Below are 14,474 nucleotides of genomic sequence, written 5' to 3'. Positions count from 1 at the left end.
AACGAGGGAGTGTACGACTGTACATGACCGAGTGAGGGAGCAAAGTAACGCCGCTAGCGTGCTTTATAGCCAGCGGGATAAAGCCACAGAATTTGCTTGGCGACCATAGCGTTATGGACCCACCTGACTCCATGCCGAACTCAGTAGTGAAACGTAACAGCGCCGATGGTAGTGTGGGGTCTCCCCATGTGAGAGTAGGACATCGCCAGGCTTGAATTTCAATCCAAATGAAGCAGTCATTGTAAGACTTCAAGCGGATAAGAATTGCTGATATAGCTCAGTTGGTAGAGCACACCCTTGGTAAGGGTGAGGTCCCCAGTTCAAATCTGGGTATCAGCACCAGAATTTAAAATTTGTCTGGCGACCATAGCGCGATGGCCCCACCTGATCCCATGCCGAACTCAGTAGTGAAACGTTGCAGCGCCGATGGTAGTGTGGGGTCTCCCCATGTGAGAGTAGGACATTGCCAGATGCCTTTTCAAACCCGTAGCGGAAACGCTGCGGGTTTTTTCATATCTGTTCCCCTGATCAATCTCACAAATGTACTTGAACCCCTAAAGGGGATGTTATAGGGTTAATGGAATTCTAGACGTCTATACATCTTAACGAGGGAGTGATTTAAGATGCCGATTAAAATTCCTGATCAGTTACCGGCGGCCAGTACTCTGCGTCAGGAAAACATCTTCGTGATGTCGGAGACCCGTGCGGAAAGCCAGAACATCCGTCCTCTGAAAGTACTTCTTCTTAATCTGATGCCCAAGAAGATTGAAACAGAAACGCAGTTTATGCGTTTGCTTTCTAACAGCCCGCTTCAGGTTGATGTTGAGCTGCTGCGTATTGATGACAGACCGAGTAAGAACACTCCTACCGAGCACTTGGATACCTTCTATAGGCAGTTCCAGGGTATCCGTGGGCGTAACTTTGATGGATTGATCGTAACAGGTGCACCATTAGGCTTGGTGCAGTTTGAAGACGTGATTTATTGGGAGCACTTGCAGGACATCATGACCTGGGCGAAAGATCACGTGACCTCGACACTTTACGTTTGTTGGGCCGCCCAGGCTGGTTTGAAGTTGCTGTATGACTTACCGAAAAAAACACGCAGAGAGAAGCTCTCTGGCGTTTATTGGCACAAGGTCAATAAAGACCACATTAAAAACCCTATTCTTCGTGGATTTGATGACTCGTTTCTTGCGCCTCATTCTCGCTATGCCGATTTTTCTCCTGAGTTCTTAGGGGAGCATACAGACCTTGATATTCTTGCGACCTCAGCGACTGCTGGCACTTATTTAGCAGCAACTAAAGACAAGCGAAACGTGTTTGTTACCGGACATCCAGAGTACGACTCCCATACCTTACACAACGAATATGTTCGAGATGTAGGGGAAGGTATGGAGCCGACAGTTCCATCTAATTACTATCCGGATGACGATCCAACGCAAGAGCCCTATGTAAGCTGGCGAAGTCACGGCCACATGCTTTTTGCCAACTGGCTGAACTATTGTGTTTACCAGCAAACGCCATACGACCTTGAGCATTTCTCAGAGTCAGCATTCACCAAAGATGACGATGAATGATAAAAAAGCCTGCAATCGCAGGCTTTTATGTCTCTGATAGAGATGGTTAATCCTGAATGACTTCAGTCTTAGTCTCAGTCATTTGATAGCTGCTGGGTTTGATTTCCATATCCCGTTCGGCTGCCTTTGATTTTTCGATCATTTTGGTGATAGTTGAACCCTGAACTAGGATAGAGAAGACCACCACGGCATAAGTCATCACCAGAATAATTTCCCGCACATCAATATTCTTCTCCGGCAACACCATGTAGCCAGCAGGAACTGCCATCGCCATGGCAATCGCGAGACCGCCGCGCAGACCTCCCCAAGTTAGGATCCTTACAGAGTAAGGATTGTAATTCCGGTAGCGATTGAAGCCAACGTAGCAAAGGCGGATGCTGAGATAACGCGACAGTAGCACCATCGGTACAGCGAATGCCATGATAATCCAGTCTTCCTTGTGGAAGCTGAAAGTCAGCATGCTCAGACCAATCAGCAGGAAGAGAACACCATTGAGGAATTCATCGACTAACTCCCAGAAGTGGTCGAGGTGATCTTCGCTTTCTTTTGAAAAGCCGATGTAGCGCGTCCAGTTACCAATCATGATACCAGCCACGACCATTGCCAGAGGTCCAGATACACCAATCAGGCTGGCAAACACATAGCCTGCAGTTGGGATACCTAACGTCAGCAATAGCTCCATCGAGTGGTCATCGGTATGGCAAATCAGATAGTGGAAAAGTAAGCCAAGGAAGAAGCCATACACAATGCCACCTATGGCTTCATGCAGGAAAAGTTCTACAACCCCCATGACGGTTGGAGTTTCAGTGCCGAAAGCGACAGTGAACAAAGTGATAAAAATCACCAAACCAAAACCATCATTGAATAATGACTCTCCTTCAATCTGGGTCGAGATACGCTTTGGCGCATTGAGCTTTTTCACAATGGCGAGGACAGCGATAGGGTCGGTAGGAGAAATCAGAGCACCGAACAGCAGACAATAGATAAAATCGAATGGAATGCCGATGAGCTGGAAAAACAGCCAGGCTACGCCACCAATAAAGAAGGTGGAAAAGAGTGTCGCACCGAGTGCGAGTACGGTTATTTCCCACTTTTGATCTTCTAGGTTAGGCAGCTTCACGCCAAGCCCGCCTGCAAAGAGTAAGAACCCTAAAACGCCTTTAAGTAGAAAGTCATCAAAGTGAACTTCATTCAATGTTTCGGCAGCGAGATCTTTTAAATCGAACCAATTGTTATGGCCTGAGATAACAATACCGAGAGAGAGGATAAGAGCGCCGGCAGTGATCGCGATGGTGGTTTGCATTTGACCAATTTTGCTATTGATGAAAGCAATTATCATGGCAGCAGCAGCAAGAAAACAAAGTGTGGTATAGACGGTCATTGACGACCCCGTTTAAGCTGAGATTAGGATTCAGGAAAGTTGTAACGAAATATAAATCCATGTGGCGCAGAAAACTACAACAAATGTGTATCAGTTAAGACGTTAAGGATTGTTGCAGTCTAATTAGACGTCTAGATTTCCATTTGGACTGTGATACTATGCGAGTAGCCAGCAATATAAGAAGGATCTGCGGTTGTGAGTAGTAAGGAAACACTGGAAAAACTGTTAGCGGAACGCATTCTGATCATTGATGGTGGCATGGGCACCATGATTCAGGGCTACAAGCTCGAAGAAGATGATTACCGTGGTCAGCGCTTTGCAGATTGGCACTCCGATCTAAAGGGCAACAATGACCTATTGGTTCTCACGCAACCTCAGATGATCAAAGACATCCACGCCGAGTATCTTGAAGCAGGCGCGGATATCCTCGAAACCAATACCTTCAACGCGACCACCATCGCCATGGCTGACTATGAAATGGAAAGTCTGAGCGAGGAAATTAACTTTGCCGCGGCCAAATTGGCGCGCGAAGTGGCAGATGAGTGGACAGCGAAAAATCCGGATAAGCCACGTTTTGTTGCTGGCGTACTGGGCCCAACAAACCGCACCTGTTCGATTTCTCCCGATGTTAACGATCCCGGTTATCGTAACGTCAGCTTTGATGAGCTGGTAACTGCTTACTCTGAGTCGACCCGAGCGCTTATCAATGGCGGCTCTGACCTGATCCTGATTGAAACCATCTTCGATACCCTGAATGCCAAAGCCTGTGCCTTTTCGGTCGAGACCGTTTTCGAAGAGATGGACATCCAACTGCCAGTGATGATTTCTGGCACGATTACGGACGCATCAGGCCGTACCCTGTCGGGCCAGACAACAGAGGCTTTTTATAACTCTCTACGTCACGTCAAACCGATTTCCTTTGGTCTGAACTGTGCGTTGGGGCCAGATGAGCTGCGTCCTTATGTGGAAGAGTTGTCGCGTATCTCCGAAACCTTTGTTTCTGCTCACCCGAATGCAGGTCTTCCTAATGCCTTCGGTGAATACGACCTGTCGCCGGAAGACATGGCCGTTCATGTAAAAGAATGGGCAGAGAGTGGCTTCCTGAACCTGATTGGTGGTTGTTGTGGTACGACACCAGAGCACATTCGCCACATGTATGAGGCGACCAAGACGGTTAAGCCCCGTGCATTACCGGATCTTCAGGTGGCTTGTCGCCTGTCAGGCCTCGAGCCACTGACCATTGAGAAAGAAACCCTGTTCATCAACGTTGGTGAGCGTACCAATGTCACAGGTTCTGCCCGCTTCAAGCGTTTGATCAAAGAAGAGCAGTACGATGAAGCGTTGGAAGTGGCACGCCAGCAGGTAGAAAACGGCGCCCAGATCATCGATATCAACATGGATGAAGGCATGTTGGATGCGGAAGCCTGTATGGTGCGTTTCCTGAATCTTTGTGCCTCTGAGCCTGAGATTTCCAAAGTGCCGATCATGGTCGACTCTTCCAAGTGGGAAGTGATTGAAGCTGGCCTGAAGTGTATTCAGGGTAAGGGCATCGTTAACTCCATCTCGCTCAAAGAAGGTAAAGAGAAATTCGTTGAGCAGGCGAAGCTGATTCGTCGCTATGGTGCGGCCGTTATTGTAATGGCCTTCGATGCAGTCGGTCAGGCAGAGACCCGTGAGCGCAAACTCGAAATCTGTACCAATGCCTACCGCATTCTGGTGGACGAAGTTGGCTTCCCGCCAGAAGACATCATCTTTGACCCGAACATCTTTGCTGTTGCAACCGGTATTGAAGAGCACAACAACTACGCCGTCGACTTTATCGATGCGGTAGCAGACATTAAGCGCGACTTACCGTATGCGATGATTTCAGGCGGTGTGTCGAACGTCTCCTTCTCGTTCCGCGGCAACAACTATGTCCGCGAAGCTATCCACGCTGTGTTCCTTTATCACTGTTTCAAGAACGGTATGGACATGGGCATCGTGAATGCCGGCCAGCTTGAGATCTACGATAACGTCCCCGAGAAACTGCGTGAAGCAGTGGAAGACGTGGTACTGAACCGTCGTGATGACAGTACAGAGCGCCTTCTGGATATCGCAGCGGAATACGCGAATAAAGGCGTCGGCAAAGAAGAAGATGCTTCTGCGCTGGAGTGGCGAACCTGGGCGGTAGAGAAACGTCTTGAGCATGCCCTGGTGAAAGGTATTACCGAGTTCATCGTGGAAGACACAGAAGAAGCCCGTGTTAATGCATCTAAGCCGCTTGAAGTGATTGAAGGGCCACTGATGGACGGTATGAATGTCGTCGGCGATCTCTTCGGTGAGGGTAAAATGTTCCTGCCTCAGGTCGTGAAATCAGCCCGCGTAATGAAACAGGCGGTGGCGCACCTTGAGCCTTTTATCAATGCTGAAAAACAGGCAGGCTCCACCAACGGTAAGATCCTGCTGGCAACAGTAAAAGGTGATGTTCACGATATCGGTAAGAACATCGTTGGTGTTGTACTGCAATGTAATAACTACGAAATCATTGACCTCGGTGTGATGGTGCCTTGCGAGAAAATTCTCAAAGTCGCCAAAGAAGAGAACGTCGATATCATTGGTTTGTCCGGTCTTATCACGCCATCGCTCGATGAAATGGTTCATGTCGCGAAAGAGATGGAGCGTCTGGGCTTCGACTTGCCGCTGTTGATTGGTGGTGCAACGACCTCCAAAGCCCATACGGCGGTGAAGATTGAGCAAAACTACAATCAACCCGTGGTGTATGTGAACAATGCATCACGCGCGGTGGGTGTGTGTTCGTCGCTGTTGTCTGAGAAACTCAAGCCTGCATTTGTTGAGAAGCTTCAAGCTGATTACGAAGTGGTGCGTGAGCAGCATGCACGCAAGCGTCCGCGCACTAAGCCAGTGACGCTTGAAAAGGCACGTGAGAACAAAGTCGCTATCGACTGGGAAAGCTATACACCGCCAGCGCCAGCGAAACCGGGTGTCCATGTGTTTGAAGACTTTGATGTGGCGACTCTTCGTAACTACATCGACTGGACACCATTCTTTATGACCTGGTCATTGGTGGGTAAGTACCCGACCATTCTTGAGCACGAAGAAGTTGGGGAAGAAGCGAAGCGCTTGTTCAAAGATGCTAACGATCTGCTGGATCGCGTTGAACGCGAAGGCCTGATGAAAGCCAGTGGTATGTGTGCCCTGTTCCCGGCAGCAAGTGTGGGTGATGACATTGAAGTCTACACCGATGAATCACGTACCGAGGTTGCCAAGGTGCTGCATAACCTTCGTCAGCAAACGGAGAAACCGAAAGGCTTCAACTATTGTCTATCTGACTACATTGCGCCAAAAGAGAGCGGTAAGAAGGATTGGATTGGCGCGTTTGCTGTGACAGGCGGTATTGGTGAGCGCGAATTAGCAGACGAATACAAAGCGCAAGGCGATGACTATAACGCCATCATGATTCAGGCGGTGGCAGACCGTTTGGCTGAAGCGTTTGCGGAATATCTGCATGCGCATGTCCGTAAGGAAATTTGGGGTTACGCTGCGGACGAGAACCTGTCGAACGATGATCTGATCCGTGAGAAATATCAGGGTATCCGTCCCGCTCCGGGCTATCCGGCCTGTCCTGAACACACGGAGAAAGGCTCCTTGTGGGAGCTTCTCAATGTGGAAGAGACCATCGGTATGTCGCTGACCACCAGTTACGCCATGTGGCCGGGTGCATCGGTATCTGGCTGGTACTTCTCGCACCCTGATTCACGCTACTTTGCTGTGGCGCAGATCCAGGAAGATCAGCGTGACAGCTATGCTGATCGCAAGGGCTGGGATTTGATCGAAGCGGAGAAATGGTTGGGGCCAAATCTTAACGGCTAGTCACTTTGACGATGAATACAAAAATGGCGCTCTCAGAGCGCCATTTTTGTATTCACAGAAGAAGACATTAATCTTCGAACAACTCTTTGTGCAGCGCGCGCACAACTTCTTTGGACTCTGACGTGCTGGTCAGGAAGCAAAGGTTGTGGTTACTTGCGCCATAGCAAATCATACGCAGATTGTAGTCTTCCAGCGCACTGAAGATTTTGGCGGCTGCCCCTTTTGATTCGCTCATATGGTTACCAATGAGCGCGACCAGACACATGTCTTGCTCGACGGTTACCTTACAAAGCGCGGCCAGTTCCTGCTCTGCCGCTTCAGGCAATTTAGGCGCACCACCTTTGGTGTTAGTTTGATCCAGTGTCAGAGAAACACTGACTTCCGACGTGGTGATGAGATCGACCGACACTTTGTGCTTTGCCAGAATGTTGAACACTTCCGCCAGAAAGCCATAAGCATGGAACATATTCAGACTGGTGAGCGTTACCATGGTCTGGTTGCAACGCAGTGCCAGCGCGCGGAAAAGCGGAGACTTCTCTGCCTGATGACGAATCCAGGTACCGCCTTGTTCAGGCGCTTTAGATGAGCCTACGAACACAGGGATGTCCTGACGCATCGCCGGAATAAGTGTCGCCGGATGCAGGATTTTCGCGCCGAAGTTTGCCATCTCTGACGCTTCACTGAAGCTGATTTCATCGATAGGGCTGGCAGCCGGGGCGACGCGAGGGTCAGTACTGTAGATACCCGGAACGTCGGTCCAGATCTCCAGTGACGTCGCTTTTACCGCTTCTGCCAGAAGCGCTGCACTGTAATCACTGCCGCCACGACCCAGCGTGGTGGTATTGCCTTGCGCGTCAGAGCCGATAAAGCCCTGCGTCACAACAACTTTGTCTTCAAACAATGGTGTGAGCACGGTTTCAGCGTGGTGCGCTGTTTCAATCAAATCTGGGGTTGCTTTACCAAACACGTTGTCGGTTTTCAGCACATCACGGACATCTGCACGAACAGCATTGATACCTTTGTCGTTCAAAAGGTGGGTAAAAATATGGGTCGACATCAACTCGCCACAAGCGACGAGGGCGTCAGTAATTTTATCTGAAGGAGAAGTTTCTGCCGCCGCAGAGAGTGTCGCTACTTCATCGAGAATTGCATTCACAGCTGAGGCAACTTCCGGCGCTTCCGGGAGTTGTTTCAGAATGCTGAAATGAATATCGTGCAGTTTTGTCAGCACTTCCTGCTGCCTGTCATTGGCAACACCATTTGCCAGTTCAACCAGTAGATTTGTCACGCCAGAACAAGCGCTAATCACTACCAGTCGAGTGTTCAAATTCCCTTTAATCACCGATGCACAGTTAGACATAGCTGTGTAGTCGGCTACACTCGTGCCGCCAAATTTTGCGACATTTAATGCGTTCACTTCCCTTCACCTCCCATAATCGCGAATGGAGTAATCCTGAATAAACAAAGTAATAAGTTGGGAGACAGATAGAGGGTACGAGCGGGCAGGAAGAAAGGGTATTTCTCCAGAAGCGCTCCATCTCCGTTGAGATGACAATCCGAAGGATTCAACCTTCTAGACCGACAACCCAGCCCCCAAGGTCTGGTATTGCCTCGGCGTCTTACCCCCTCATCGGATTGCATTGGAGTTGGGGCTCCGCAATTCGACTACCTGGTAGACGCGCCTCTTCTGTCTCTGCAGAGCACAAATGGTGCCGAGCAAAAATTGCCCTCTATTGATAAATGTTTGTAATGTTATTGTCAACGTTTGTTTGAGTTTGCGACATTGCTTTTCGTGGCAGTGAAGGACTTTTGCTTGATGATGCTTGGGTTTATTTAACGTTGAGATTTTAGCCAGCCCTATCCGGTGGTAGGGTAAATAGACCCAAGGAACAAAAGGCATATGGAGAGCAAATAATGACCATTTCACGCTTTATCCCACCACAACGTACTCTGATGGGCCCAGGTCCCTCCGATGTTTCACCACGTGTATTGCAAGCGCTGGCCCAGCCAACAATTGGCCACCTCGACCCTCTGTTTGTAGGGATGATGGATGAAGTCAAAGCATTGCTTCAGTACGCATTTCAGACTGAAAACGCGTTCACTATTGCAGTGTCAGCCCCAGGTAGTGCAGGCATGGAGACCTGTTTCGTTAACCTGATTGAGCCGGGCGATACGGTGATAGTTTGTCGAAACGGCGTATTTGGCGAGCGTATGCGTGAAAACGTAGAACGTTGCGGTGCGACGGCAGTGATGGTTGATGACGAGTGGGGCAAACCTGTTGATCCGGCAAAAGTGGAGGCGGCTTTAAAAGCGAACCCAGAAGCATCGGTGGTGGCGTTTGTACACGCAGAAACATCGACCGGCGCACTCAGCGATGCGAAGACTCTCTCGGCACTGGCGCGTGAGCACGACTGTCTAACGATTGTCGATGCCGTGACCTCACTTGGTGGGGTGCCGCTGCTGGTCGATGAGTGGCAACTGGACGCTGTGTATTCTGGTAGCCAGAAATGTTTGTCTTGTGTACCAGGTTTATCGCCTGTGACCTTCTCTCCGCGTGCGGTAGAAAAAATGCAGCAGCGCACGGGTAAGGTGCAGAGTTGGTTCCTTGATCAAAGCCTGGTGCTTGGTTATTGGAGTGGTGAAGGCAAGCGTAGCTATCACCACACTGCGCCAGTGAACAGCCTTTACGCCTTGCATGAGTCTTTGCTGATGCTGAAAGAAGAAGGTTTGGAGAATGCATGGCAACGTCACCGCGATATGCACGAGTTACTCAAAGCAGAACTGGAAGCACTGGGTGTTAACTTCCTTGTGGAACCTGACCATCGCCTGCCGCAATTGAATGCCGTAGCAGTACCTGAAGGCGTCGACGATGCTGCGGTGCGTGCGAAACTTCTTAATGACTACAATCTGGAAATTGGTGCGGGTCTGGGAGCACTGGCAGGTAAAGCTTGGCGTATCGGTTTGATGGGTTACGCGGCCAAACGCGAAAACGTAGCTTTATGTGCGAAGGCACTAAAGGATGTGCTTGGCTAATCAAGGCCTTACAGAAAAACGCCCTGCATGAATGCGGGGCGTTTTTTGTTTTATTCCGCTGGAAGCTCAGAAAAGTCAGGCTGAAACGTTCGGTACGGGAAAAGCAGCGATGCCTCATCCTTCAACTGTTTGGCGACCGTTTTATGCCCGGTGAGCATCGCCAGCTCAATCAGCGATTGATAGCCGTCAGCATTCGGAGAAGTTTCCAGTCGGGAAATTTGCTCCCGCAGGTACAACTCCTGCGCGCGTAAATCCCTGCTTTCAACACTTTCCAGAAACTTCCGTTTTCCCGCCACTTGCTGGTAGAAGTCATTCCACCAAGGGTGGGTTTGATACTGAGTCAGCTTACTGTCGCGTATTTGATAGGTGCGAAGCGCCTGCTCGCCAAGATAGATTGAAGACAACACCAATACCAGCGTGGCAGTCAGCACTGTATTAGCGGTGATTTTCATCGTCCGTGGGTATGGCAAAAGTATGCGTCGGTATCTTGCGGTAAGATTATCTATCCAGTAAAGCAGCACCACAAACAGCATACCAAGTGCCAGGTTAGTCTCAATGTAGTCTGTCATTGCCATGCCAATGAGGGATGGCATAATGATCGCAAGCAGCATCAAGCGGGTGCCACTCGGCGCCTCCACCAACTTGCGAATTACCAGTATGAAGAGCAGGCCAAAACTCGCCCAGTAGGCAATGCCGCCCTGAATTAAATTTGCGAGCAGCCAACTGGGATACATTTGCTGAAGCGGCAGAACATGGCTTTGCTCAACGCCAAACAACAGCTGTGCTCTATCGAGCTGCCCCAGACCTATACCTTCAAACTGAGCCTGTCCCAGTAATGCCCACGCCTGCGACAGCACCTCTAACTCCTTGGCTGAATAACGGGCTGCAAAAAGTGCCGATTGAGGAACACTTCCAAACTTCCAAGCGATAGCAAAGCCCACCAATACCGCGAAATTCCAAAGACCATGGTGTCTTTTTTGGCTGAAACGGAATAAGAATGGCTGACTGAAAATCACCAACACTAAAATCACGGTGATTAGCCAAGGCGATTTCAATGCCGTGAGAGCTGGAATGGTGAGCAGTGGCGTCGCAAGTAATAAGGCATGGACGGGCACCCAGTTACGCTTGTACGCTTTAGTCCGCGCGAGCAAGTAAGCTGACAGCATCAAAGATGTCAGTAGGACGATGCCCAGTACATCACTGTTGCTTTTGAAGTCTGGAAGGCTTGATGACGATATCTCGCTGATATTAGGTAGTAACAAAGGAATAGCGAGCAGCCAGCCGCTTAAAAGCGGTAACCAGAGGAGATATTGCCGTTGAAGATGGTTAAAGCTGAACTGCTGCAAGGTACAGAAAAGCAGTAAGGACAACAGAACGCTGAACCCCTGCCATGCAGCCGAATGCCAGTCGGCGTGAAGATAAAATGACGGTATCAGGGCGAAACTCGCGCTCAGCGCTAGCCATCCAGTCATGATCGTTTGACTGAAACGGCCTTGTCTTGCCGCTTCCCAAACCCCAAAGCAAACGATGGCAACCGCTAACAAGAGCGTTAAGGCTGTAGCTGGATGTTGAACACCGGAGAAAGCGAGCGGGATTTGGTTAAGAGGTAAGCAGAATAAAAACAGCACAGTCAGCGCGATTAGCACTGGCTTAACCAAAGGTTTTCTGGCCACTTTTGATGGCCAGAGGTTTTGAAATCGCATTGTTTGCATAGATTGTTTTTCACTGGCTCATGCCAGCATCCGCCCTATGATGCTTTTTGTTTGAGCAAAGGTTTCAAGAACCTCGCTGTGTGCGAACCTTTAACCAGAGCCACATCTTCCGGTGTACCTTCGGCGATGATCATGCCCCCGCCACTGCCACCTTCGGGGCCCAGGTCGACAATCCAGTCCGCGGTCTTTATCACGTCCAGATTATGTTCAATCACCACAATGGTATTACCGTGATCACGCAGTCGATGCAGCACTGTCAGTAATTGCTGGATATCGTGGAAGTGTAGGCCCGTGGTTGGCTCATCCAGAATATACAGCGTCTTGCCGGTATCACGCTTGGAAAGCTCACGCGCCAGCTTGACTCGTTGCGCTTCACCACCAGACAGCGTCGTAGCCGCCTGTCCTAGGCGGATGTAAGACAGGCCTACATCCATCAGGGTTTGCAGCTTACGCGCAATGGCTGGTACGGCATCGAAGAACTCGCGGGCATCTTCCACTGTCATCTCAAGGACTTCATCAATGGTTTTGCCTTTATAGCGGATCTCCAAGGTTTCACGGTTATATCTCTTACCTTTGCACACGTCGCACGGTACGTAAACATCCGGGAGGAAGTGCATTTCCACTTTGATAACGCCGTCGCCCTGACAGGCTTCACAGCGGCCGCCTTTCACGTTAAAGCTGAATCGCCCGACTTTGTATCCGCGTGACCGGGCCTCCTGAGTACCGGCAAACAGTTCACGGATTGGCGTGAAAATGCCAGTGTAGGTTGCTGGATTGGAGCGTGGGGTGCGTCCAATCGGGCTCTGGTCTATATCTATGACTTTATCGAAGTGACCCAGACCATCAATGTCCTTGAAAGGCGAAGGCTCACCGGTGGTTGCACCATTCAGTCTCTGGTGGGCAATTTTGTAAAAGGTGTCGTTGATAAGGGTCGATTTACCCGAACCGGATACGCCTGTGACACAGGTAAATAGACCGACCGGAAGCGTCAGATTGACGTTTTGCAGGTTGTTCCCGGTAGCGCCTTTTAGCTTCACGACTTTCTTCTTATCGTAGGTAAAACGCTTGGCGGGGACTTCAATCGCTTTTTTCCCGCTGAGGTATTGGCCTGTCAGCGAGTTTTCATTCTTGATGATTTCTTCATACGTACCTTCAGCTACTATGTGACCGCCATGTACACCGGCACCTGGGCCGATATCTATGATGTAGTCTGCCGCGCGGATGGCATCTTCATCATGCTCAACCACCAGTACGGTATTACCCAGATTACGAAGGTGCTCCAAAGTGGCGAGAAGGCGTTCGTTGTCACGCTGGTGGAGACCGATGGACGGTTCGTCTAACACGTACATCACGCCGACCAGACCCGCTCCAATCTGGCTTGCCAGACGAATACGCTGCGCTTCACCGCCTGAAAGAGTGTCGGCGCTGCGTGACAGGTTGAGATAGTTAAGACCGACGTTGACCAGAAAACTCAGGCGGTCATGGATCTCTTTGAGTACCTTATCGGCGATCTGTGCGCGTTGGCCTGTCAGCTCCAAACCTGCAAAGAAGGTCAGTGCTTCATGAATGCTCATTTCACACACGGCAGGGAGGTTGGTGTCACCCACAAAGACATGGCGAGCTTCTTCACGAAGGCGTGAACCGCCGCAGCTTGAACAAGGTTTGTTGGCGATGTACTTCGCCAGCTCTTCGCGAACAGCCATGGACTCCGTATCGCGGTAGCGGCGGTTGAGGTTGTTTAAAATACCTTCGAACGGATGCTTACGCACGGTGATGTCACCACGATCGTTCACGTACTTAAAGGCAATTTCGGTATTTCCAGAGCCGTTCAGAACCACGTTTTGGATGGTTTTCGGTAAATTCTGCCACGGAGTTTCAATGTCGAATTCGTAGTGATCGGCCAGAGAGCTCAGCATCTGGAAGTAGTAGAAATTTCGGCGGTCCCATCCACGGATGGCACCACCAGCAAGACTGACAGCTTCATTCTGAACCACGCGGTTTTCATCAAAATACTGCTGTACGCCGAGACCATCACAGGTTGCGCAGGCACCTGCTGGGTTATTGAAGGAAAATAGGCGAGGCTCAAGCTCTTGCATGCTGTATCCGCAATGCGGGCAAGCGAAGTTGGCCGAGAAGATGAGATCATCACCGTCACCATCCATAAAGCTGACCACGGCCGTGCCGCCTGTCAGTTCAATGGCTGTTTCGAAAGATTCAGCAAGGCGTTGCTGCAGATCGTCGCGTACTTTGAAGCGGTCTACGACCACTTCAATGGTGTGCTTTTTGTGAAGCTCCAGCGTCGGCGGATCAGAAAGGTCACACACTTCGCCATCAATACGCGCGCGGATAAAACCGTGGGCGACCAAGTTTTCCAGTGTTTTGACGTGCTCTCCCTTACGTTCCTTAACGATAGGGGCCAGTAGCATCATCTTGCTGCCTTCTTCAAGTTCCAGCACCTTGTCGACCATCTGGCTCACGGTCTGTGCTTCCAGCGTCACATTGTGTATCGGACAGCGCGGGTCACCCACACGCGCGTATAAAAGACGCAGGTAGTCGTAAACTTCTGTGATAGTGCCGACAGTTGAACGTGGGTTGTGGGACGTCGATTTTTGCTCGATGGAGATAGCAGGTGACAAGCCTTCAATATGGTCGACGTCTGGCTTTTCCATCAGGGAAAGGAACTGGCGTGCATAGGCAGACAGTGATTCTACATAGCGGCGTTGACCTTCTGCGTACAGAGTGTCAAACGCCAGTGATGACTTGCCTGAGCCTGAAAGGCCCGTGATCACTATCATCTTATCGCGTGGGATCGTCAGGTTAATGTTTTTCAGGTTATGGGTGCGCGCCCCTCTGACGTCTATCGTATCCATGTCTACCTTGCCCTTAGCTCTGAGGCTTGAA

At 50.2% G+C, this 14,474-nt stretch carries 7 protein-coding genes, 1 tRNA gene, 2 rRNA genes and 1 riboswitch; of the genes, 6 read left to right on the top strand and 4 right to left on the bottom strand.

Annotated elements, in window-relative coordinates:
* The first annotated feature begins 95 nt into the window (after positions 1-95).
* The 4 genes from rrf (GMA8713_RS03055) to metA all read left to right on the top strand — a co-directional run bounded on the left by rrf (GMA8713_RS03055) (position 96) and on the right by metA (position 1,577).
* A 5S ribosomal RNA gene (rrf, locus tag GMA8713_RS03055) occupies positions 96-211 on the top strand.
* 55 nt (positions 212-266) lie between these two features.
* A tRNA-Thr gene (locus GMA8713_RS03050) sits at positions 267-342 on the top strand.
* A 14-nt stretch (positions 343-356) separates the two neighbouring features.
* Positions 357-472: ribosomal RNA gene (rrf, locus tag GMA8713_RS03045) — 5S ribosomal RNA — on the top strand.
* A gap of 151 nt (positions 473-623) precedes the next feature.
* The gene (metA, locus tag GMA8713_RS03040) at positions 624-1,577 is read left to right on the top strand and encodes a homoserine O-acetyltransferase MetA (RefSeq protein WP_062705605.1); all 954 of its coding nucleotides are present in this window, start codon (positions 624-626) and stop codon (positions 1,575-1,577) included.
* Between the two features lie 46 nt (positions 1,578-1,623).
* On the opposite strand, the gene GMA8713_RS03035 is transcribed toward metA, so the two are convergent.
* A complete protein-coding gene (locus tag GMA8713_RS03035; RefSeq protein ID WP_062705603.1) occupies positions 1,624-2,958 on the bottom strand; it encodes a cation:proton antiporter in 1,335 nt (444 codons plus the stop codon).
* A gap of 195 nt (positions 2,959-3,153) precedes the next feature.
* Here GMA8713_RS03035 and metH point away from each other — a divergent pair, with 195 nt between their 5' ends.
* Positions 3,154-6,828, top strand: a complete 3,675-nt coding sequence (metH, locus tag GMA8713_RS03030) for a methionine synthase (protein ID WP_062705601.1) — start codon at positions 3,154-3,156, stop codon at positions 6,826-6,828.
* Positions 6,829-6,895: 67 nt separating this feature from the next.
* Here the strand turns inward: metH and lysC are convergent, their stop codons facing one another.
* The gene (gene lysC, locus GMA8713_RS03025) at positions 6,896-8,245 is read right to left on the bottom strand and encodes a lysine-sensitive aspartokinase 3 (protein WP_062705599.1); all 1,350 of its coding nucleotides are present in this window, start codon (positions 8,243-8,245) and stop codon (positions 6,896-6,898) included.
* A gap of 102 nt (positions 8,246-8,347) precedes the next feature.
* Positions 8,348-8,523: riboswitch (Lysine riboswitch) on the bottom strand.
* Positions 8,524-8,742: 219 nt separating this feature from the next.
* Here lysC and GMA8713_RS03020 point away from each other — a divergent pair.
* Positions 8,743-9,861: a pyridoxal-phosphate-dependent aminotransferase family protein gene (locus GMA8713_RS03020; protein WP_062705597.1), complete on the top strand. Its 1,119-nt coding sequence runs from the start codon at positions 8,743-8,745 to the stop codon at positions 9,859-9,861.
* Between the two features lie 50 nt (positions 9,862-9,911).
* Here the strand turns inward: GMA8713_RS03020 and GMA8713_RS03015 are convergent, their stop codons facing one another.
* Both GMA8713_RS03015 and uvrA read right to left on the bottom strand, forming a co-directional pair.
* Entirely contained in the window at positions 9,912-11,573 is a 1,662-nt protein-coding gene (locus tag GMA8713_RS03015) for a lipid A core--O-antigen ligase (RefSeq protein ID WP_062705595.1), read from the bottom strand.
* Between the two features lie 35 nt (positions 11,574-11,608).
* Positions 11,609-14,443: an excinuclease ABC subunit UvrA gene (gene uvrA, locus GMA8713_RS03010; protein ID WP_062705593.1), complete on the bottom strand. Its 2,835-nt coding sequence runs from the start codon at positions 14,441-14,443 to the stop codon at positions 11,609-11,611.
* Positions 14,444-14,474 lie beyond the last annotated feature (31 nt).

It is taken from the genome of Grimontia marina (assembly GCF_900060185.1).
In the GTDB taxonomy this organism is placed as follows: Bacteria; Pseudomonadota; Gammaproteobacteria; order Enterobacterales; family Vibrionaceae; genus Enterovibrio; species Enterovibrio marinus.
Note: the sequence above shows the minus strand (reverse complement) of the source record. Positions and strands in the feature narration are given on the sequence as shown.

What these genes read in the sequence shown, in the direction of transcription:
- GMA8713_RS03015 (WP_062705595.1), bottom strand. Translation starts at nt 11,573, where the DNA reads ATGCAAACAATGCGATTTCAAAACCTCTGGCCATCAAAAGTGGCCAGA.
- uvrA (WP_062705593.1), bottom strand. Translation starts at nt 14,443, where the DNA reads ATGGATACGATAGACGTCAGAGGGGCGCGCACCCATAACCTGAAAAAC.
- metA (WP_062705605.1), top strand. Translation starts at nt 624, where the DNA reads ATGCCGATTAAAATTCCTGATCAGTTACCGGCGGCCAGTACTCTGCGT.
- GMA8713_RS03035 (WP_062705603.1), bottom strand. Translation starts at nt 2,958, where the DNA reads ATGACCGTCTATACCACACTTTGTTTTCTTGCTGCTGCTGCCATGATA.
- GMA8713_RS03020 (WP_062705597.1), top strand. Translation starts at nt 8,743, where the DNA reads ATGACCATTTCACGCTTTATCCCACCACAACGTACTCTGATGGGCCCA.